General features: G+C 56.3%; 20 protein-coding genes. 8 read left to right on the forward strand and 12 right to left on the reverse strand.

Annotation, left to right across the window (positions count from 1 at the left end; all coding sequences use genetic code 11):
• Positions 1-41 precede the first annotated feature (41 nt).
• Positions 42-668, reverse strand: a complete 627-nt coding sequence (lolA, locus tag ACDI13_RS03620; RefSeq protein ID WP_316989747.1) for an outer membrane lipoprotein chaperone LolA — start codon at positions 666-668, stop codon at positions 42-44.
• Complete coding sequence (locus tag ACDI13_RS03625) at positions 658-3033, reverse strand: DNA translocase FtsK 4TM domain-containing protein (protein ID WP_316989746.1); 2376 nt, start codon at positions 3031-3033, stop codon at positions 658-660. The genes lolA and ACDI13_RS03625 overlap by 11 nt, the downstream gene beginning before the upstream one ends.
• A gap of 43 nt (positions 3034-3076) precedes the next feature.
• Here ACDI13_RS03625 and trxB point away from each other — a divergent pair, with 43 nt between their 5' ends.
• Both trxB and ACDI13_RS03635 read left to right on the forward strand, forming a co-directional pair.
• Entirely contained in the window at positions 3077-4033 is a 957-nt protein-coding gene (trxB, locus tag ACDI13_RS03630) for a thioredoxin-disulfide reductase (RefSeq protein WP_316990906.1), read from the forward strand.
• Entirely contained in the window at positions 4020-4787 is a 768-nt protein-coding gene (locus tag ACDI13_RS03635) for a Smr/MutS family protein (RefSeq protein ID WP_316990907.1), read from the forward strand. Before trxB ends, ACDI13_RS03635 begins: the two co-directional genes overlap by 14 nt.
• A gap of 251 nt (positions 4788-5038) precedes the next feature.
• On the opposite strand, the gene ACDI13_RS03640 is transcribed toward ACDI13_RS03635, so the two are convergent.
• The 4 genes from ACDI13_RS03640 to ACDI13_RS03655 all read right to left on the reverse strand — a co-directional run bounded on the left by ACDI13_RS03640 (position 5039) and on the right by ACDI13_RS03655 (position 8585).
• On the reverse strand, positions 5039-5365 hold the full coding sequence (locus ACDI13_RS03640; RefSeq protein ID WP_316990908.1) for a tetratricopeptide repeat protein: 327 nt from the start codon (positions 5363-5365) through the stop codon (positions 5039-5041).
• A gap of 216 nt (positions 5366-5581) precedes the next feature.
• On the reverse strand, positions 5582-6628 hold the full coding sequence (locus ACDI13_RS03645; protein WP_316990909.1) for a peptidase M29: 1047 nt from the start codon (positions 6626-6628) through the stop codon (positions 5582-5584).
• A 68-nt stretch (positions 6629-6696) separates the two neighbouring features.
• Positions 6697-7992, reverse strand: coding sequence for an MFS transporter (locus ACDI13_RS03650; protein ID WP_372372717.1), 1296 nt, complete (start codon positions 7990-7992; stop codon positions 6697-6699).
• Between the two features lie 95 nt (positions 7993-8087).
• Complete coding sequence (locus ACDI13_RS03655) at positions 8088-8585, reverse strand: flavin reductase family protein (protein WP_316990911.1); 498 nt, start codon at positions 8583-8585, stop codon at positions 8088-8090.
• Between the two features lie 292 nt (positions 8586-8877).
• On the opposite strand from ACDI13_RS03655, the gene ACDI13_RS03660 reads away from it, so the two are divergent.
• On the forward strand, positions 8878-9183 hold the full coding sequence (locus ACDI13_RS03660; protein ID WP_316990912.1) for a Dabb family protein: 306 nt from the start codon (positions 8878-8880) through the stop codon (positions 9181-9183).
• A 148-nt stretch (positions 9184-9331) separates the two neighbouring features.
• Positions 9332-10228 carry a PaaX family transcriptional regulator C-terminal domain-containing protein gene (locus tag ACDI13_RS03665; RefSeq protein WP_316990913.1) on the forward strand — a complete coding sequence of 299 codons (897 nt, stop codon included), beginning with the start codon at positions 9332-9334 and terminating at the stop codon, positions 10226-10228.
• A 14-nt stretch (positions 10229-10242) separates the two neighbouring features.
• Here ACDI13_RS03665 and ACDI13_RS03670 read toward each other — a convergent pair whose 3' ends face one another.
• The 3 genes from ACDI13_RS03670 to icd form a co-directional block, all read right to left on the reverse strand.
• Entirely contained in the window at positions 10243-11577 is a 1335-nt protein-coding gene (locus ACDI13_RS03670) for a carboxylesterase family protein (RefSeq protein WP_316990914.1), read from the reverse strand.
• Between the two features lie 3 nt (positions 11578-11580).
• Entirely contained in the window at positions 11581-12816 is a 1236-nt protein-coding gene (locus ACDI13_RS03675; protein ID WP_316990915.1) for an acyl-CoA dehydrogenase, read from the reverse strand.
• 300 nt (positions 12817-13116) lie between these two features.
• Positions 13117-14373 (reverse strand): NADP-dependent isocitrate dehydrogenase, encoded by a 1257-nt coding sequence (gene icd / locus ACDI13_RS03680; protein ID WP_026483219.1) that lies wholly within the window; start codon positions 14371-14373, stop codon positions 13117-13119.
• 267 nt (positions 14374-14640) lie between these two features.
• On the opposite strand from icd, the gene ACDI13_RS03685 reads away from it, so the two are divergent.
• On the forward strand, positions 14641-15069 hold the full coding sequence (locus tag ACDI13_RS03685; RefSeq protein ID WP_316990916.1) for a DUF1841 family protein: 429 nt from the start codon (positions 14641-14643) through the stop codon (positions 15067-15069).
• A 17-nt stretch (positions 15070-15086) separates the two neighbouring features.
• Here the strand turns inward: ACDI13_RS03685 and ACDI13_RS03690 are convergent, their stop codons facing one another.
• Entirely contained in the window at positions 15087-15455 is a 369-nt protein-coding gene (locus tag ACDI13_RS03690) for a c-type cytochrome (RefSeq protein ID WP_316990917.1), read from the reverse strand.
• A gap of 16 nt (positions 15456-15471) precedes the next feature.
• The gene (locus ACDI13_RS03695) at positions 15472-15828 is read right to left on the reverse strand and encodes a c-type cytochrome (RefSeq protein ID WP_009456766.1); all 357 of its coding nucleotides are present in this window, start codon (positions 15826-15828) and stop codon (positions 15472-15474) included.
• A 217-nt stretch (positions 15829-16045) separates the two neighbouring features.
• Between ACDI13_RS03695 and ACDI13_RS03700 the strand changes: the two genes are divergently transcribed.
• From ACDI13_RS03700 to ACDI13_RS03710, 3 genes are read left to right on the forward strand one after another with little or no spacing between them, the layout of a single operon-like run.
• Positions 16046-16903 (forward strand): MoxR family ATPase, encoded by an 858-nt coding sequence (locus ACDI13_RS03700; protein ID WP_009456767.1) that lies wholly within the window; start codon positions 16046-16048, stop codon positions 16901-16903.
• Between the two features lies 1 nt (position 16904).
• A complete protein-coding gene (locus ACDI13_RS03705) occupies positions 16905-17525 on the forward strand; it encodes a GNAT family N-acetyltransferase (RefSeq protein WP_316990918.1) in 621 nt (206 codons plus the stop codon).
• Positions 17515-18687, forward strand: a complete 1173-nt coding sequence (locus ACDI13_RS03710) for a VWA domain-containing protein (RefSeq protein WP_316990919.1) — start codon at positions 17515-17517, stop codon at positions 18685-18687. Before ACDI13_RS03705 ends, ACDI13_RS03710 begins: the two co-directional genes overlap by 11 nt.
• Positions 18688-18840: 153 nt before the next feature.
• Here the strand turns inward: ACDI13_RS03710 and ACDI13_RS03715 are convergent, their stop codons facing one another.
• Positions 18841-19479: a DUF2968 domain-containing protein gene (locus ACDI13_RS03715; RefSeq protein ID WP_316990920.1), complete on the reverse strand. Its 639-nt coding sequence runs from the start codon at positions 19477-19479 to the stop codon at positions 18841-18843.
• Positions 19480-19518 lie beyond the last annotated feature (39 nt).

Below are 19518 nucleotides of genomic sequence, written 5' to 3' on the forward strand. Positions count from 1 at the left end.
GTGCTGACCCTGACGATAGCTGCACAAAAACAGAATGTGCATCAAGGCATGGAGACGACATCCACTCCGGCTGGAGCCTTGAACGTGAAGGTACCCAAGGTAATCCGAGGGTTCGGTTCCAAGCCAGTGAAGTCGATATACGTGGTTTGCCCGAACGAGTCCTGCAATTCCAGACGACGCGGCTCACGATCCTTGAAGCCGATATCCACGTAGGAAAAGCCCGCATCGCTTTGCAATGGTGTGGCTCGGATCCATTCCAGCCCATCGCGTGCATCTTGCTCAACCAGACGGAAGGACTCTTCCAGATTGCCAGTACCAAACAAGATCGCAGCAGGCGAAGCGCCGATGGATTGGTCCACACCGCGCTCAGTAACTTGAGCCAGATCCGGATCGTATTGATAGAGTAACTTGCCGTCAGACACGATCAACTGCTCATAAGGGCGTTGTACATGCCATTTGAACTGACCGGGACGCTGAAACACGAATTGCCCGGATTGCGGCGCACCTTTGGACTGGCCGCTACTATCGACCGTACGCTGGGAAAAATCGCCCTTTGCAGCATGCACATCTTGTACAAAAGCGCGTAATTGCTCGCTGGCCGAAGCAGCCATGGTCAAGGCAGGTGTAGCGGCCAGCAGCATGCTGGCCAACAGTGTCTTAATCTTCATCTTTGGCACCTCCTGCGGGGACCAGAATTTCGCGGTTACCGTTGGGCTGCATGGCCGATACCAGGCCGGCCTGCTCCATTTGTTCCAGCAGCCGGGCTGCCCGGTTGTAACCGATACGCAAATGACGCTGCACCGAGGAAATCGAGGCGCGGCGATTTTTGATAATGACTTGAACGGCCTGGTCATACAGCGGGTCCGCTTCCGCATCTGCCATGCCGGTCGCCGAGTTGACGCCGTCACCTGACTCACCTTCGACAGCGCCTTCCAAAAGGCCTTCGATATAGTCCGGCTCGCCGTGTTCTTTCAAGTGCTCGACAACACGGTGAACTTCATCGTCGCTGACAAAAGCACCATGCACCCGTTTGGGCAAGCCTGTACCGGGAGGCAGATACAACATATCACCCTGCCCCAGCAAGGTTTCTGCTCCCATCTGATCCAGAATGGTACGCGAGTCAATCTTGGAGGACACCTGAAAAGCGATACGGGTAGGAATGTTTGCTTTGATCAGACCCGTAATCACATCCACGCTAGGACGCTGTGTAGCCAGAATCAGGTGAATGCCAGCCGCACGGGCTTTCTGGGCCAAACGAGCGATCAACTCTTCGATCTTCTTGCCCTGCACCATCATCAGGTCTGCCAACTCGTCAATAATGACCACAATCATGGGCAGTACCGACAGCGGCTCGGGCGCATCCGGCGTCAAAGAAAAAGGATTGGGGATAGGCTCTTCACGCTTTTGCGCTTCACGTATCTTGGCGTTGTAACCGGCCAGATTGCGCACACCCAGCTTGCTCATCAAGCGGTAGCGTTTTTCCATTTCGGCCACACACCAATTCAGGGCGTTGGAGGCCAGACGCATATCCGTGACTACCGGTGCCAGCAAATGAGGAATGCCCTCATAGACACTCATTTCCAGCATCTTGGGGTCGATCAGGATCAGGCGCACATCTGCCGGGTCTGCCTTGTACAGCAGCGACAGAATCATGGCGTTAATCCCCACGGACTTCCCGGAGCCAGTTGTACCGGCTACCAACAAGTGGGGCATTTTGGCCAAATCCGCCACCACGGGCTTGCCGGCAATATCTTTGCCCAAGGCCATCGTCAGCAAAGAAGCACTGCTGTGATAGGTTTGCGAACCGACGATTTCCTCCAGACGCACCATTTGACGACGAGGGTTAGGCAGTTCCAGGCCCATCAGGTTTTTTCCGGGAATGGTTTCCACCACCCGGATGCTGACCAGACTCAAGGCGCGGGCCAGGTCTTTGGCCAGATTCACGATCTGGCTGCCCTTCACGCCCGTGGCAGGCTCAATCTCATAACGCGTAATGACCGGGCCGGCCTGGGCGGTCACCACCGTGACCGAAACACCAAAGTCCGACAATTTCTTTTCAATCAGGCGCGAGGTGAACTCGATGGTTTCCGGCGACACGGTTTCTACATGGTCCGAAGCCGGGTCCAGCAGGGACAGCGGAGGCAAATCGCCCGCTTCGCCAGCCTGACGAGGCACCTTGAACAAAGTCTGCTGCTTTTCTTTCTCGACGCGCTCGGATTTGGGCACGGCCACAAAAGCGGGTTCGATACGAACAGGCTGCTCGTGGACCAGTTGCTCCTGCTTGGCGACCACGCTTTCCGTACGCTCGGCACGCTTGACTTCACCTACACGACGATCCTGACGAGCCGACCACAAGGCCATCACACGGCGGATCGCCCCTTCGATCAATCCACCCAGACGTTCAGCCAGTGTCAGCCAGGAGAAACCGAAGAACAAGCTGGCCCCACCAGCGAGCAGGCCCATCAACACCAACGTGGCACCGCCAAAGCCTATCGAAGTTACCAATAGTTGCGAAAACAACTGGCCTAACTGCCCACCAGCCCCCGCCGGAAGCTGCCATTGCTGGCCCAGGTCTTTAAAAAACAGCGACTCCAGGCCCATACTGCCCAGAAACAAAAAGAAAAAGCCGATGCCAATTTCCCAACGTACTCGCGGCAGGACGTCCTCGTTTTTGGTGCTGGGCAAGAGCAAAGCGGTCAGGCGGTAAAAACCTACGGCCACACGCTGCACCAGCAGCACCACCCAGAGCCAGGCCGTCAGACCAAATAGAAACAAGAGGAAGTCAGCGATGTGGGCACCAAAAATGCCCCCGCCGTTTTGGGTCAGACCCGAATGTACGGAGTGCGACCAGCCGGGATCGCCCGGATCCCAGGTCGCCAGTACCAGGCCCAGCCAGGCTGCCAGCGCAGCGAAGATAATCCACCGGGCTTCGCGCAGCAGTCCTGTCAGGCGCTGTTGCAGGGCTGAAGGCCCATTACGCACATTTTTGGATGACCGGGACGAACGAGGGGATGTTGCAGGTATTCTTGCCATGGACTCATTATAATTGGAGATCGTCTTTTTCGGATTTTCTGTGATGTCGACTACTAAGCACGCAAAAGTACTCATTCTGGGCTCAGGCCCGGCCGGCTATACCGCAGCGATCTACGCAGCCCGCGCCAACCTCAACCCCGTCTTGGTCACTGGCATGGAGCAAGGTGGCCAACTGATGACCACCACGGATGTAGATAACTGGCCAGCCGATGCCCAAGGCGTCCAGGGACCTGATCTTATGGCACGATTCCAGGCTCATGCGGAACGATTCGAAACAGAATTAATCTTTGACATGGTGTCCTCGGTTGATCTGTCCACCCGCCCACTGACCTTGAATGGTGATAGTGGCACAGTCTACACCTGCGATTCGCTGATTATTGCGACAGGCGCATCAGCACAGTACCTGGGCCTGCCAACAGAGCAGGAATTCATGGGCCGTGGCGTGTCCGGTTGCGCAACATGTGACGGTTTCTTCTACAAAAACCAGGACGTGGTCGTGGTCGGTGGTGGCAATACCGCCGTGGAAGAAGCCCTGTACCTGTCCAATATTTGCAAGACCGTGACCTTGATTCACCGTCGCGATACCTTCCGGTCCGAGCCCATCCTGACCGACAAGCTGATGGATCGCGTCCAGAACGGCAATATCCGCCTGAAACTGCACAGCGAACTGCAGGAAGTTCTGGGTGACGCTTCTGGCGTAACCGGGGTGCGTATCGTCAATAACCAGACCCAGGCCACGGAAGACCTGGCTGTGACCGGCGCCTTTATCGCCATCGGCCACAAGCCCAACACCGGGATCTTTGAAGGCAAGCTGGAGATGCACGACGGCTACATCACCACCCGTAGCGGTCTGAAAGGCATGGCCACCATGACTTCCGTTCCTGGCGTGTTTGCCGCGGGCGATGTGCAAGACAATATCTATCGTCAGGCCATTACCAGTGCAGCCAGCGGTTGCATGGCCGCCCTGGACGCACAGCGCTGGTTGGATGAAAACAAGTAAGCCCAAAGCCGTAGGCCGTAGCCTGGCAGACCTGAAGAAGTTGCAAGCTCAGGTCCGCCAGGATCTCAATCCGCCCCCGGCCCCCGCCCGTCCCCAAGCTCGCAAGCGTCCCCGTCCACCGGATCCCGGTGGCAAGCCAGCCAAACTGGCTCCTGCCAGTAACGCTACAGCGGCCCAAGACCCCGTTTCCTTATTGGACCCCAGCGACAGGGCCTGGCTACGCCAGTCCATGCGTGACGTCGCCCCCCTGAAAAAACGCGGTCAACGCATGGTCATGAGCCGCCCTGCCGCCAGCCCGGAACAGTTGGAACAACGTCGTCGTCACGCGGTAGGTGCGCCCGTCAGTACGCCTGCCCTGCCCCAGGCCTCTGACCACTATGTCAGCGCGCAAGGTGAAAGCAGCGATATACGACATTTGCGTGCTGGCTGTGGCACCGATGTCTTGCGCGATCTGGAACGCAACCGTTGGCCCATTGAGTCCAGCCTGGATTTGCATGGCTCGGATCTGGAACAGGCCCGCGAGCGGCTGGACAACTTTCTGCGCTCCTGTCTGGAGCACGGTGTGCGCTGTGTCCGCATTGTCCATGGCACGGGCTACGGCTCGCGCAATGGCGAACCCGTTTTGCGTCATGCCGTGCGTCGCTGGTTGACCCAGTTGCCCAGCGTGCTGGCCTATATGGAATGCGCACCCAATGAAGGCGGGCAAGGTGCCGTCAAACTGGTGCTGCAAGCCATGTCCGAACCCAACGTTTGAATTTTTTTTCATTGGGTACAGACGTAAAAAAGGCCAGCTTTCGCTGGCCTTTTTTTTGTTGTTGTTATGTTGTACTGCCTATTGCTTTTATAATAGTGACCGTTTTATGTCGGTCTTTATTGCCCAGCTTTGCGGGGCTATGTCTCCTCACCTGCATGAAACGTATTGTGCCCCATTTATAAAGCTGTCACACTTAGGGAATGCACTGATACCCGCCCACTAAGAAAACATCAGTCGCCCATTCGCAATCTTTATTCTTCCGCCTGCTCCAAAGCCTTTACGGCCCGCTTCAAAAACACCTGCATTTCCTTTTCAGCCTGCTTGTCACCCTGCTCCTGGGCAATGACCAAACCCTGCTCCAGCATTTCCTTGGCCTGTTTGAATTGTTCCAGGTTCACCAGCACCCGGCCCAACAGCTTCCAGGCTGCGGTGTAACGTGGATTCATTTCCACCGCTTTGGAAAAATGCTCGCAAGCTGCTTTCAGATCACCCTCGCCCATGCACGCATTGCCCAAGCCAAAGCGCAACAAGGCATTATCCTTGCCTGCTGCCAGTAGTTTTTCCAATCCTTCGCGCATAATCCGTACCTCTGAAAACCAAGCAAGATTTGGCCGCATTGCCTTCACACAAAGCAAAATAGCAGCAGCGATCAGCCTGAGCAACCTGATGATTATCGAACTATATAAGCATCAATCTTTAAGCTTGGTTTTGTAGCACGGAATATCAACGGATGGCCCCAACAGGCTAGGCTCTGTAGGCCCATTCCCCTGCCAGTACCGCGCTTGCAAACGCTTTTAGGCCAAATCGCCTTGCAACACACCCTTGCTGACGACTTCACGACCATCCAAACTGACGGTGCAATTGCGCATCGGATAGTCAAAGTGACAATCGGAGAAGCGACCTGCCGCGGGATTTGCGCCGGTAGAGAAAAGGAAGTTTCCTGCAAAGGCGCGCAACTCGGTTCCGTTGGTATCGCGTTTGTCGTACATGGCCATAGAGTCCCAGCGAGCCGCCGGAGCCATGCCCCAGCCCACATGGCTAACCGCATAGGCATCTTTATCATTCCAACTGGCGTAATAGGAACGGATCAAATCGGCATCCACGCCCTTGCCCTCAATGGCCACGACATAATCGTTTTCAATACGCAGAGTCACCGCCGACTCCAGATAACGCTTGAAGGTCAGGTTCACATCCCCGCTATCGAGCACCAGCGTGCCATTCACACTGCCGTTGCTGGGGTAGCAAATGCACAGACCGGCAGGCCAGTACCCAAAACTGCCTGGCTTGTCGGCAATCCCGGCACTGCCGCGTCCGATCACCCCCGCCAGACTGACCGTCAAATCTGTACCAGCCTCGGAGCGAATGTGCATGACGTTGGCATCGCTAATCAGCTTGCCGCCAATATCGCACTTGCTTTGTAAATAAGGGCTCGGTTTGACCCGCTCCAGAATCTCGGGATGCTCGTCGCTAATCATCATGATGCGGGCACCTTTGGCCAGCAATGCAGCACGCTCGGGCGAATGCAGCAGCCCTTCCACGGTGCAGTCCACAATGAACTGGCTGCCCGCCAAAGCCTGAACAATCGGGTCCATACCTTCCAGGGCCAAAGAAGTCCCGGTCGAGCGCAAGGCAATATTGCTTTTCAGACGTGGCGAGACCAGTTTCACATGGCAAACTCGTGCTCCCATTTGCGTCAGGGCCAACTCGGCCAGCTCGGCCAGCACGGAACGCGATTGCGTCTCGGACAGCACAACGGCCATCTCGCCGGGCTGCACCTTGCACAGTCCAAACACTTCGACAAAATCAGCAATCCACTTGCCTTCAATATGCTCACGCAACATCTCACTACTCCTTGAAAATTCGAAAAAGGCGCTGCACAGCTTTTTCAGCCAGGCGGCGCCTATGCACATCAGTCATGCAGATCCTTGCCCTTGGTTTCAGGCGAGGCAATGGTGGCCCACAAAGCCAAAACGCACAGGCCGATCAGATACCAGTCAAACACCTGTTGTTGATTGATCGAATGCAGCCAGGCTTGCAAATAGGGAGCGGTGCCGCCCGTCAGAGCTCCGGCGACCGAATACGGCAAGCCCATGGCGACCGCACGGATACGGGTTGGAAACTGCTCGGGAAAAAAGGCGGGCATGATGGCCGTGGGAGCCGAGATCAAGAGCATGCCACCTGCCATGAACACCACCAGACGCCAGATCTCGCCCTGACCGCCAGTCAGCACCAAGGTCAGCGGGATGATGCTGATGATGGAACCGATGGAAAAGAAGTACCAGTTCGCCTTGCGACCAAATCGATCCGAAAATGCCCCCCAGAAAATCAGGCACAGAATCAGAAACAGATTGGCCCCGACGCCTACCCACATCACCTTGGCGGCAGGCATGCCCAGGGAGGTGATGGCAAAGGTGGGCGCCATGATGGCCCAGACGTAATACAGCACGGTGCCGCCCGCCGACAAGGCAAAGACGCGCAAGCAGGCGCTACGGTACTTCCAGACCTCGGACCAGAACACGCGTGCGCCCGGGCGTGCCGTTTTGCCTGACGCTTGCGCTGCGGCTTGACGGGCTTTGAACATGGGGGTTTCATCCAGCTTTCTGCGCAGATACAGCGCATATACCCCCAAGGCACCACCCAATACAAAAGGCACACGCCATGCCCAGGCCCGAACGACTTCTTCACCCAGCAGGCTGGTCAGGCAGGCACTGAGCAACACAGCCGCCAGGACCCCGATCGTGACAAACACAAAGACGGAGGAAGACCACAGCCCGCGTTTGTGGGCAGGCGCCATTTCGGTGACATAGGTAAAGGAAGACACCACCTCCCCACCATGGCCAATACCTTGCAGCAATCGGCCCATCAACAAGAACAAGGCGGCAATCGGCCCCACCATGTCATACGTAGGCGCAATACCAATCACCAAACTGCCCAGAGCGGTTACCAGCATGGACAGGGTCATGGTGAAGCGCCGCCCCTTGCGGTCGGCCAGCCAACCAAAAAAGATGCCTCCCAGTGGGCGCATGAAAAAGCCCACCGCAAATACCGCCAGCGTGCCCAGCAAGGCTGCCAGCGGGTCCTCGCTATGAAAAAACTGCTTGGCAAAATAGGCGGCGAAAATCGAATACGCCGTCCAGTCGTACCACTCCAGAGCGTTACCCGCCCCAACCCCAAAAATAACGCGTCGACGTTGCGCGGCAGTCATGGGCTGCGCGCGCAAAGATGATGTATGTACGTCCAAGAGATGTCCCCTTCACTGTGATAGTTATGCTTCTTGTTGTTTGTTTTTGATCCGGCGGCCTAGGCCACCAACTGCGTGAAACGAGAACGATGAAAGATCAGTGGCGAGATTTCACGCTCGACCTGTACATCGTGGATAAGCAATTGCACGGCATCGTGGTCTCCGGCGGGATGCACTTGAAAAACACTGCAATCAAACCAGACTGATGCCCCTTGGATATGGACGGCCCCCTCCTCGGTCTGCTCGACCTCGATATCGCTGAAACGGCTGTCCTTGTCCGGCCCAGCCAACTGGCGACAAATAGCCGCATGTTCAGCACTCAAAATTGACACCCCCAGACGCGAGGCGCGAGACAGCAGCGCCCAGGTCGAGGAACTTTTCTGCACAAAAAAGGCGGCCAACGGCGGATCCAGCGATACCCCTACGGAGAAGCTGGACGCAACAATGACCTGCGGCTTGCCATCGAGTACGGCGGCAATGGCCGCTACCCCGGATGGAAAGTGTCCGAAGGCTTCGCGTACCACCCTGGCTCCCAACCCACTTATGTTTTCTTTCATGACGATGACTCTGCTCAGGCGTTAAAGACCTAAAACCCAAAATGAGGCGAACGCTGCGACAGCTTGCTCGCCTGAACTCAATTTTGTTTCGATCGTCATTTATTTGCAATAACAAAATAGACAATCAATGATTATTTTTATTGAATTTAGGTATTAACCCTATGAAAAATCGTCGTTTTAAAAGCTATAGGCTTATACAATTCATCTGAATTTTATTGCGTATTATCTTTTGTCATTACTTATTTGCAATAAAAAAACAGAACAACATCCCTTCTAAAGCACAAAGGAAAGCATGTATCTACATATCGTTTTGATGGCACCTCACACCCCTGTCAGCCCGGAACTGGCACCCAAGCTGGATCACGCCTTTATCCGCATACATCAGGAATGCTCAGGCATAGAACGCTTTGAATGGGTGCCGAACCTGTCACGCAGCTCGGCGCGCTACAGCCATGCCCTGCTGTCTGTATTTCGCACTCAAGAAGCACTGGACGCCTACAGAGAGAGTGACGCTCACCAGGCCATGCTGGATGCCATCGCCCCGTACATTCAGGACATCGTGGTGCTGGACAGCGTGCTGGAGGAAAGCCTGCCCTGAAAAATCCCAGCCGCCACCCAGGCACACAAGACGTAACAAGCCCCCCCTGCGGCTACGCTAGCGCCGCCGGGGCACGCACGGTAAAATGGCCCGCTACAAACCTACTATCAAAAATGGGTAGCCATCCGCCCCACCACCGGAAAACAGAATGAAAGCAAGCGTCGCGATTGATGAGTTCATCGCCAGCCGAGACCACGGCGAGCACGAGCAACTTGCCCCGCACCACTACATTCTGACGCTCTACGGTCTGTTCGCCCGCCCCACCGGCGTCATCATTCCGGTGGCCAGCGTGGTTCAACTACTGGCCGACCTGGGCGCTGAACCATCCAGCGTGCGCTCCGCCATTTCCAGACTGAAGAAAAAAGGCGTACTGGTCAGCCAGCAAGCCGCCTCGGGCAAAGGCTATGCCTTGGCTGCCGAACTGGAACCGCATATGCAAGCCGGTGACGAGCGGATTTTCTCCTCGCCCTCCATGAATATTCGGGACCCCTGGCTGCTGGTGTCCTTCTCCGTCCCGGAAAGCGAACGCCAACATCGCCACAAGATTCGTACGGGCTTGGCCCGCATGGGTTTTGGCACGGTGAATGCGGGCCTGTATATAGGCCCGGCGCGCTTGCAGGCGGAAGCTGTCGAGTACATACGCGAGCACCAGCTCTGGCCCTATATTGAGCTGTTCACCTGTGAACCCAGTGGCCTGAGCGATATTCAGGAAAAGATTTCCCGCTGGTGGAATTGGGACAAGCTGGCCAACGAGTACCAGTCCTTTTTGAACTCGTATCAGCACGACGTTGAAGTCTGGCAAACCGCTTTGCGTCAGGGCACGGGCGACCCTTTGGAAGCCTTCCGACTCTATATGCCCATGGTGACCCGCTGGCGCCGACTGCCCTTTCTGGATCCTGGCCTGGCACCCGAGCTATTGCCGGACAACTGGGTCGGCAATACGGCCCGCAAACTGTTTGGTGACTTGCATCGACTGCTTAGTCCCTTGAGCTCGCAACACGTGCAGCAGGCCATTCCAAACTGGAAGGCCCGCGGCACGGAGTAAGCCCTCTCCTTTGGTTACGCCCCCACAAAGCGAGCGATGTCGCCCATCAAATCCTGGGCGACACGTTCAAACCGCTCCTGTGTCACCCCCTGCATCATGGGTGCATCCTGCCAGGCTTGGAGGTTGCCAAACTGAAACGGCAAATCAAAACAATGCCCGCTGAATACCGCTTCAAGCGGGCTTTGTTCCGTGAAGTCACTCCAAACCACAGAGTGCCCCGCTGCCGTCAAACTGGCCGCATACTGCGTGGGAAAACGCTGAAATTGCAACCAGGACGAGGCTGCCACCACTTGCTGATACGGCGTCAGGCCCGATTCCGCTCCCTGATACGCCCCATTTCGCAGCAGGCTGTCTGGTAAATCCTCTACAGGCCATACACTCAAAGCCTGATCGACCTGCTCTTGCGTCGCCTGCCGATGAAAAGGTACGTCAAAAAAGAACACCGAGGACTCTTGGGCTGTACAGCGCAGATACACCGCCTGCGCGTGGCAGGCTTGCGCCGCCCAGTCAGGATTCAATAAATCCGGCGGCGTCCCCGCACTGGCCACCGGCAAGAATGCTGAAGGAGCATGCGCCAAACGCGGCGGCTCTTTGCCCAAGGCCATCATGCCGTGTTGCATCAAGGTATTCACGTCCGCCGTCAGCCACTGATCACCCAGGCTTTGTCGCACACGTTCCGTAGTTTTTCTTTGCTGCTCGGGCGACCACGGCGTGCGCGTTCCCATGCTGAGCAAAGCCACGCGATCAATCCAGCCTCGGGTGGACTCCAGTACGCTGAGCAAATGCGCGTACCAGCCACCTGCCGATTGCCCCATCAAGGTAATCTTGTCCGGGTCGCCACCAAAGGTATGGATGCGATCCTTCACCCACTGCAGCGCCAAGAGCAAATCGGCTGCCGGCAAAGGCAAGTCGTCCGCTTGTGCATCACCCAAGTGCCCCAAGGCGCCAAGGCGGTAGTTCACATTGACCACCACCATGCCTTGCGCTGCCAGGCGGGTGCCGTCATACCAATCCAAAGAAGCGCCGCCACTCATCCAGGCACCGCCGTGGATAAAGAACAGCACGGGCAGGCCTTGCGCTTGGGCGGGTGCCCACACATTCAGAAAATAAGCGTCTTCAGATTGCGGATTGGCACTGCCTGCGCCCATGACCGCAGCAAGGCGGCTGGGGCGCTGCGGAAATACAGGCACCTGATCCAGCGATGTCGCTGCAACCCGACCCGTCGCCGCCCACGCCGCTTCAAAACGGCGCGTGCCTTGGGCGTAACGCAGGCCATACCAGGCCTGTACCTCTACGCCATCGGCACGACAATGGCGCGAGGGGGCATTGATCAGCAAGGTCGCCGCCATGGCTTAGAGCTTGTTGGAAATATAAGGCGTACCGGTCATGCCGTTGCCGTGCAGCTCGTATCCCATCGGCGCAGTAATCGAGGCATGGCGAGTACCTGTATTAATATCCCGCCACATGCGGCCCAGCAAACTGTTTTCCGCAAAGGAGGCCGTGCCATGCAACCAGCACAGATTGTTCACCGCATCCACCAACTCATGTCCCGCATGGCCGATCCCGGCACGATGGCGGGCGCGCAGTTCCAAAGGCATGGGCACGGTGCCAGAAGCCGCAGCATCGATCTGCGCCGCCGCGCGTTCCAGCAATAAGCGGGCACCATCAATCTGAATACTGGCGGTTCCCAGGTTCTGCACAAACGCCCCCGAGTCCGACTGCTTCTTGTAATGGGTATAGGTAATGCCACGCTTGCCACTGACACCAGTCGTGAAATCCACGGCGGCTTGCGCAGCCCCCAACGATGGCGCTTGAATGCAGGTGGACATGGTCAGGTGCGGCGTCAAACGACGACCAAACGTAGCCAAGGGATCTTGCTCTTGTACGTCGCCCATCAATTGCTGAAACGTAATCAGGCGCTCTTTGGGCACCCACAGGTCTTCAGCCACCATGGTGTTGGAGCCCGAACCGCGCATGCCGATGGTGTACCAAGTATCCTGAATTTCAAACTCATCACGACGCATCAGCACAAAGCCCACGGTAGGCTCGACCAGCTCGCTTTCCTTGATGAACAGAATCCCCAGCGCCCAGTCCGAGTGATTGCTGTTCGAGGCAAAAGGCCACTTGCCCGTAATGCGCCAGCCATCACCATCCGGCGTTGCCGTACCTTGCGGCTGGGCAAAAATGGACGCGGCACGGATAGGGCCATCCACAAACACCTCGTCCAGCATGGTATCGCTAAAGCGGTTGGCCAACATGACCGAACCATTGGAGATCACCACACACCAGGCTGCTGCCGGATCGTAATAGCCCACAGCACTGGCGCATTGCAAGAGCATTTCCGCCCCACCCTCGTAACCACCGTAGCGTTTCAAAGCGGAAATGCGCCAAGCCCCGGTGGACTCCAAAGCCTGAACCGCCTCATCCGACAACATGCGATTCCGGTCAGCCTGTGGGGCCAGTTCGCGTAGCAGCGGGCCGATTTCATGGATACGCGCCAGAATCTCCTCTGTCTCCTGCTGGGATGGGGCCTGGGCAACGGCGATCCGCTCACGCTCGGCGACCCATGTAGCTCCTGTGATAGTCATAACTGCTCCTTAGCATTATTTAATATGTCAAATTTATAGCTATCGTAAATTAATCGCAATACAAATAAGCATGGAAATCATAGAAACCGCTTGTTTTATTGGAATTATTCGGGTTTTCACCTATAAAAATCCATGACCCAATTTTATTATTAATTGCATAAAACTAACGATCAAACATAATTTGAGCATAAAAAAAGATGAGAGCAGACCAGCCCGCCAAAGCATGAGACGAAAAAAAACCGCCGACCCGAAGGTCGGCGGTTTCTCATGTAGAAAACTGGCTTTAACAGCCTGTATTCATTACATATTTTCGATCATGACATCGCCAAAGCCGGAGCAGGACACTTGAGTCGCGCCTTCCATCAGACGAGCAAAGTCATACGTCACTTTACGCGAGGTGATGGATTTTTCCATGCTGGAGATGATCAGATCAGCCGCTTCGGTCCAGCCCATGTGACGCAGCATCATTTCAGCGGACAGGATCAGCGAACCGGGGTTCACGTAGTCCTTGCCAGCGTACTTGGGAGCGGTACCGTGGGTAGCTTCAAACATGGCCACGGAGTCGGACAGGTTGGCACCGGGAGCGATACCAATACCACCAACTTGAGCAGCCAGAGCGTCGGAGATGTAGTCGCCGTTCAGGTTCAGTGTGGCGATAACGTCGTACTCGGCAGGACGCAGCAGAATCTGTTGCAGGAAGGCGTCAGCAATCGAATCCTTGACGATGATCTCGCGACCGGTCTTGGGATTCTTGAATTTGCACCATGGGCCGCCGTCGATCAATTCAGCGCCGAATTCTTTTTGAGCCAGTTCGTAAGCCCAATCACGGAAGCCACCTTCGGTGAACTTCATGATGTTGCCCTTGTGAACGATGGTCACGGAAGAACGATCGTTGTCGATGGCGTACTGGATGGCCTTGCGCACCAGACGCTCGGTACCTTCGCGGGAAACAGGTTTGACACCGATACCGGAGGTATTGGGGAAGCGGATCTTGTTCACGCCCAGGGTGTTTTGCAGGAAGTCGATCAGCTTCTTGGCGCTTTCGGACTCAGCAGCAAATTCGATACCGGCGTAAATGTCTTCGGAGTTCTCGCGGAAAATGACCATTTCGGTCTTTTCTGGCTCACGCACAGGCGAAGGAACACCCTTGAAGTAGCGCACTGGGCGCAGGCAGACGTACAGGTCCAGTTGCTGACGCAGGGCCACGTTCAGGGAACGGATGCCGCCGCCAACGGGAGTCGTCAGAGGGCCTTTGATGGACACGACGTAGTCTTTAACGGCATCCAGCGTTTCTTCTGGCAGCCAGACGTCGGAACCGTACACCTTGGTGGATTTTTCACCGGCGAACACTTCCATCCATTCGATCTTGCGCTTGCCGCCATACGCTTTGGCAACCGCAGCGTCGACCACTTTGATCATGACTGGCGAAATATCCACGCCCGTACCATCACCCTCGATGTAAGGAATAATGGGTTGATCGGGAACATTCAGGGAAAAATCCGCGTTAACTGTAATTTTCTGCCCCGACGCGGGGATCTTGATATGCTGATAGGACATGGATGCTCCAGTTGTGCTCCAATATTAGGGATAGCTAAACACGGAACGCTTTTGCGTTTCCGAAGTCTTATATAAGAGTTTAACTTAATTCGCGCGTATTCAGGCACCTGTAAACTCAAAGCTTGCCAAAAATGCGTGCATTCTTGACAACTTATCCATTCTACACGGCCCTGATTGCGGCTGGCACCGGCCCCACACGCCCACCGTTTCCCGTAACATGCGCGCCAAAAATTCGCATTTTCTGACTATTTTTTTCTCGATTCCACCATGTTCAACCCCTCACGCGAGCAGGTTCGCCAATTTTTCATTGAAGCTTGGGACAAGCACCAAAGTGGTCATCTGCTGACCGCTCTGGAAACGATGGCGGTGGATCTGGTGCAACAGCACCCTGAGTACCACGACGATTTGCGCAACACCGACGCCGTCAACCAGGAGTATTCAGTTGAGCAAGGCCGCAGCAATCCCTTTCTGCACCTGTCCATGCACTTGGCCATCAATGAACAGTTGTCCATTGATCAGCCCCCGGGCATCAAGGGCGCCTATCAGCGCCTGTTGAGCAAACATGACCCGCACGCCGCAGCGCACATCATCATGGAGGCGCTGGGCGAGGTGATCTGGGAGGCACAACGTCTGGGGACCCCACTGAACAACGAACGCTATATCGAATTGATTTTGCGCCACAGCACGCGTGACTAAACAAGCCGCAGGCTGCTTTACTTTCTATGGCTCAAAGGGCCGGGCTGACGCGACAGCCATACGGAAATACTGTCAATATCCGCCTGGCTCATGGTGTTGGCCATCGCGCCCATAATCGCATTCTTGCGAATATTGGACGTTGCCGGCGCCCCAGCCTGCCCACGTTTATACGCCATCAGGGCCTGACGCAAATAATCCGCATGCTGGCCAGCCAGAATCGGATACTCCGGATTCAAAGGCGTTTTCGCATCCTCGCCATGACAGGATGCGCAATTCAGAGTCTTCCAGGCTTCCCCGCCTGCCTTGACCAGATCGTCGGCAGCCCTTGCCTGAGCGCCCACTGCAACCATCAGTCCCATTGCCACCAGCAAGATTGTTTTTCTCATACGTGCCTCCCCGTCCTCAAGGTTTGTTGCCCGCGTAGTACGCGGCAATGTCCGCCATGTCCTGTTCGGACAAGCTCAGCGCAATGGCTTGCATGGTGGGGAAGGTTCGAGCGCCGCTGGCATACTCCTTGAGGGCTGCCTCTATATAAGCGGCGCCCTGCCCGGCAATCATGGGAACGTGATAGACCTCGGGAAAGCTGGCCTTGTAACCGGGCAAGCCATGACAGCCTATACACATGGAGATCTTGTCGCGCGCCGCCTCGGGATTGGCCTTGATCGGCTCGGAGTCTTGCGCCTGGGCTGCCCAGGGCAGACAGGAGCTGGAGGCCAGAAGAAAGAAAGAGACATACCGCTTCATTTGCAACTTCATCATCGCTATTCGCTTTGTCGTGGAGTTGAAAACGGTCCGGGTCAGGCTCTGCGTCTATTGCAGCAAAAGGTGAATCAACGCGACACCTGGCTCTGTGATGCTGACCGACGAGTACTGAGTCGATTGTATGATAATTGCCAAGGATGACTGATACTAGTATTTATACCCGAGTTTCTATTCTTGACAGATCAACATTTTAAGTACAAGTTTGAGCCGATTTATGACTACTACGACCCGTTTTGAAGGCACCGACCAGTACGTTGCCACCGATGATTTGAAGCTGGCCGTCAACGCCGCTTTGACGCTGCAACGCCCTTTGCTGATCAAAGGCGAGCCGGGAACCGGCAAGACACTGCTGGCCCTGGAAGTGGCCCGCGCCCTGGGACGCCCCCTGCTGCAATGGCACATCAAGTCCACCACCAAGGCGCATCAGGGCCTGTATGAGTATGATGCTGTCTCGCGTCTGCGTGACTCCCAACTGGGCGATGAAAAAGTCCGCGATATCGGCAACTACATTGTGCAGGGCACCTTGTGGCAAGCCTTTGAATCCGAAGAGCCTACCGTCGTTCTGATCGACGAAATCGACAAGGCGGATATCGAGTTCCCCAATGACTTGCTGCAGGAACTGGACCGCATGGAGTTTCATGTCTATGAGACTCGCCAAACCGTCAAGGCGCGTCACCGCCCCTTGATCATCATCACGTCCAATAACGAGAAAGACCTGCCCGACGCCTTCTTGCGCCGCTGCTTCTTTCACTACATCCGCTTCCCCGAGCGCGAAACCATGGAGCAGATTGTGGCGGTACACTACCCCAATCTGCGCAGCGACATTCTGTCCAGCGCCCTGGATACCTTCTTTGCCCTGCGCGATGTCCCTGGCCTGAAGAAAAAACCTTCCACCTCGGAGTTTCTGGACTGGCTGCGTCTGCTGCTGGCCAACGACATTCCTGCCGATGCCCTGCACGAGCTGGATGAGGGCTTACCCCCCATGGCCGGTGCCTTGTTGAAAAACGAACAGGACTTGTCCTTGATGCAGCGTCTGGCTGCCATGAGCCAACGCAGCCAGCGCCGGAGCTGATATGCAAACAAACGCTTTCTCCCAGCCATTGGCTCCTCTGACGCTAGAAGGATGGGGCGTGCGTCTGGAACCCTTGCAGTTGGCGCATGTTGCCCTGCTGGAAGCGGCCGCTGCCGATGGCGAACTTTGGAATATACGTGTGACCAGCGTACCCGCCCCCGGCCAGGCCCAGGACTATGTAAAAAAGGCGCTGGACGGCCTGGAGCAAGGCCATATGCTGCCCTTTCTGGTGCGGGACCTGACAACAGGCCAAGCTGTCGGCACCACGCGCTATCACGACATTGTTGCGCCAGTGGCCCGCTTGGAAATCGGCTACACCTGGTACGCACGCAGCGCCCAGCGCAGCCACGTCAATACCGCGGCCAAGCTGCTCCTGCTACAACATGCGTTCGAGACCTTGGGAGCCGGCGTCGTAGGCTGGCGTACTGACCACCTGAACTTCAAATCCCAGCAAGCCATCACCCGCCTGGGCGCACGTTTTGACGGGCGGGTTCGCCACCATGCCGTGCGCCGTGACGGGACAATACGCGACACGATGTTCTACAGCCTGATGGCAGGCGAGTGGCCCGACACCCGCGCCCACTTGCTGGATACATTAAGGCAGCACGGCCATGTTGCTTGATTTCTTCTACCACCTGCGCGAACGTGGCCTGCCGGTTTCCATCCAGGAACACCTGACACTGCTGGATGCCCTGTGCAAAGGCATCATGCCGCCCACACTGGACGATTTCTATCATCTGTCCAGACTGGTCTTGATCAAAGACGAAACCTTGTACGACCGCTTTGACCTGGCCTTTGGCGAGTTCTATCAGCCACAGCTTGAAGCACTGGCCAAGGACAAGACCCTGCCCGAAGACTGGCTACGCAAAACCCTGACGCGTAACCTGACCCCGGAACAGAAAGCCGCACTGGAAAAGCATGGTCTGGAAAAACTGCTGGAAATGTTCAAGGAGCGTCTGAAAGAGCAGCAAGGACGGCATGCAGGCGGTAGCAAGTGGATCGGCACCGGCGGCTCATCCCCATTTGGACATGGTGGCTATCATCCCGAAGGTATCCGTATCGGCGGCCCTTCTGCGGGGAACCGTACGGCCATCAAGGTTTGGGAAAAGCGCGAGTTCGTGGACTACGATGACCAGCAGGAACTGGGCACACGCAACTTCAAGATGGCATTACGACGCCTGCGCCGTTTTGCCCGCCAAGGCGCCCCCACCGAACTGGATCTGGACAGCACCATACGCGAGACGGCTCGCAACGCGGGCATGCTGGACCTGCACATGCAGGCCGAGCGACAAAACCGCGTCAATGTGCTGATGCTGCTGGATATAGGCGGCAGCATGGATGACCACATTGCCCAGGTCGAATCCCTGTTCTCGGCGGCACGTTCCGAATTCAAACACCTGGAGGCCTACTACTTCCATAACTGTGTGTATGAATCGGTATGGCGGCACAACTCACGCCGCCAAAGCGAGAGACTGGAAACCTGGGATTTGCTGCGCAAGTACAACGAGGACTGGCGCATCATTATTGTGGGCGATGCCACCATGAGTCCTTACGAGATCATGGCTCCAGGAGGTTCTGTCGAACACTACAACAAGGAAACCGGCGCGGCCTGGCTACAACGGCTCAATGACCACTGGCCCCGCATCGCCTGGCTCAACCCCGAGCCGCAGGCTTACTGGCCCTACCGCCAATCCATCGCCATCATCCAGAACCTGATGTCCGACCATATGTACCCGGTTACCAGCGCAGGGCTGGAAGAGGCGATGCGGTACTTGTCGCGCTAAGCAGCCACCTTTTGCTTGGCGATGGGGCTAGAAGTCAACATCCGGCCACCACGAAGGACAAATGCACAAGGTCAGCCAAGTCCCCCTTCCGACATAAAAAAACCCGCACAGTCGCAAGACTGCTGCGGGTTCTTCATCGAGCCTTTCAAGCCATCAGCGCCCTTTCTGACGCTGCAACATCCCAGCGCGCTGCTTCTCCAACTCCTTGATCTGACGCTGCAATTCACGCAACTGCTCACGGGCTTCGCGTTCCTGTTCAGCCAGAGCATGAGCTTCACGGCGAGACTGTTCACGCTGCGCAATGGCCAACGCTTCTTGCTGACGCTGCAAAGCCAGATCATTTTGCAACACAGTCAGTTGGTCTGCGCTTTCATTCAATTGCTTTTCAGCATCGGCCACTTCGGCCTGCAGCTTGATGCGCTCCAGATCCGCGGCCGCATAGTCTACGGTGTCCTGACGGTACTGGGTGTACATGCGCTCGGCCAGGGATTCGTCAGTGGTCTTGAACACACGCCAGAACTCGCGCTGCTGAAACAGGGCCACGTAATACGTCATGCTCTCGGCAGAGAACAGCAAGCTGGCACCAAAACGACCGTTATAGGCGGTACGCAACTCTTGCACCGCACGGGCCTGAATCAACTGCTGCAACTGGGCCACGGTGGTGTTCTGGTATGCCGGAGCCGCTGCGGGTGCTGGGGCTACCTCTGGCGGGGCAACAGGCGCTACTTCCTGGACATCTTGCTCCTGAGTTTGTGCCACTACGGGCCGCTCTGGCTCCTGTACCAAAGACATCGAGCTGCACCCTGACAATAAAAGAAGTCCTCCCAAGGA

Origin of the sequence: Alcaligenes faecalis (assembly GCF_041521385.1) — a bacterium.
Taxonomy (GTDB): domain Bacteria; phylum Pseudomonadota; class Gammaproteobacteria; order Burkholderiales; family Burkholderiaceae_B; genus Alcaligenes; species Alcaligenes faecalis_E.